Raw genomic sequence first — 1,616 nt, forward strand, 5'->3', positions numbered from 1 at the left:
CAAAATCTTGAAGAAGCGATTCATGTGGTGAGGAGCGAAATAGCCAAGATTGCGGAAAGCGGCGTTACTGAAGCTGAACTTGAGCAGGCAAAAAAATACATAATTGGCTCCTATGCAATCAACAATCTTGATACATCCGGCAAAATCGCAAGGGTCCTGGTTGCAATCCAAACTGAAGGATTGGGAATAGATTATATCGACCGGCGCAGGGAAATCATCGGTGGGGTAACATTATCTGATGTGAACAGAGTTGCGCGTGAACTATTGTCGGTAGAACCGACAGTCGTAATCGTCGGACCAGCTACTCAGTGATTTCTTCAGTCATAGATTTTTGACTTGCCAAGCGCCTTTTTGCGCAGTTTTTAATTGCGGTATTTATTAGGTGATTTATCAGGTTGTTATCATCCACCCGCAGTTCTATTTTCAATACTTGCGATGCTTCCAGCAGTTTGCCCGGCAATTTTCCCATACCATTTAACCGTGCCGCATCCTTGGATGTAGTAAGCAAAGTAAGATCGCTTGCTTTTGCCCGCTCAAGCAATTCTGTACATTCTTCGTCCGTATAAAAATGGTGATCCCCAAATGCTTCAATTTCCTGAACATCCGTACCGAGCTTCTCGAGCGTGTCAGAAAATTTTGTTGGATCAGCTATTCCCGCATAAGCAAGAAACTTTTTCTTGGGCAAAGTGTTCTTTGGTTTAACAGTGGCTTGTATAACAGGCTTACCGGCTCTCGAACTGCGTCTTATTACAAATTCTCCACGCGCACCCTCACCGATTACAAGAACAGCATCAGCACGCATTAATTGCTGACGAAAAGGCACACGAACCGGCCCAGCAGGTACGGCAAACCCGTTACCAAGACCGCGCTTTGCATCAACAACAACAAGATTGAAATCTTTAGTCAGCGAAGGATTCTGAAAGCCATCATCCATCAGGATAATCTGGCATCCGTTATCGACCAAAAGTTGTGCGCCGCTTGGTCGGTCAGCCGAAACAGCCGTGATTGCGTGGCTGGCGTGGAGTAAAGCTTCGTCACCAACATCATGTGCATTATGCCTGTCTTTCTTGACGATTGTAGGTGCTGTAATAGCTCCGCCGTAACCCCTAGTGAGAACGCCTGGCCGCAAACCCTGAGCGCGCGCAAATCTCGAAAGCATCTCGACTGTAGGTGTCTTTCCGGCACCACCAGTGATGAAATTTCCAACACAAATAACTGGGATGTTAACAGAAGAACTTGCTGCAAAATTCATGCGTTTCGCAGCAGCTCTTCCGTAAATGAAAGATAAAGGTGACAACAGCCAGGCTTGCCAACTGGGGTTCTCCCACCAAAACGGTGGTGCTTCATCAAGTGCCATTACCGAAATTCCTCAAGGCCGCGTTTCACGGTAAGCGGGAACAAATACGAATCCAGAATATGCTTAGTGCGCTTTAGGGAGCCCTGCATAGACTCCAGCGCTTCTTTAGCAGAGCTTGCCATTTTCTCTCGCTCATCCGGGCTGCGAAGTAGGTACTCGACATTTGCTGCCAGCATTTTTTCATCAGATATTAGCCTAACTGCACCGCAGTGTAGCAGACTGTTATAGGCTTCCCTGAAATTAAGAACAGCATGTCCCG

3 protein-coding genes are annotated in these 1,616 nt (G+C 46.9%); 1 reads left to right on the forward strand and 2 read right to left on the reverse strand.

Annotated features, from left to right (window positions below; genetic code table 11):
* The coding region (locus tag AAF564_26775; protein MEM8489177.1) for an insulinase family protein at window positions 1–312 on the forward strand (312 nt) is incomplete at its 5' end.
* On the opposite strand, the gene lpxK is transcribed toward AAF564_26775, so the two are convergent.
* Both lpxK and AAF564_26785 read right to left on the reverse strand, forming a co-directional pair.
* Window positions 302–1,357, reverse strand: a complete 1,056-nt coding sequence (lpxK, locus tag AAF564_26780) for a tetraacyldisaccharide 4'-kinase (GenBank protein MEM8489178.1) — start codon at window positions 1,355–1,357, stop codon at window positions 302–304. The two genes, AAF564_26775 and lpxK, sit on opposite strands and share 11 nt — an antisense overlap.
* The coding region (locus AAF564_26785) for a 3-deoxy-D-manno-octulosonic acid transferase (GenBank protein ID MEM8489179.1) at window positions 1,357–1,616 on the reverse strand (260 nt) is incomplete at its 5' end. The genes AAF564_26785 and lpxK, both read right to left, overlap by 1 nt.

It is taken from the genome of Bacteroidota bacterium, assembly GCA_039111535.1.
Taxonomy (GTDB): domain Bacteria; phylum Bacteroidota; class Rhodothermia; order Rhodothermales; family JAHQVL01; genus JBCCIM01.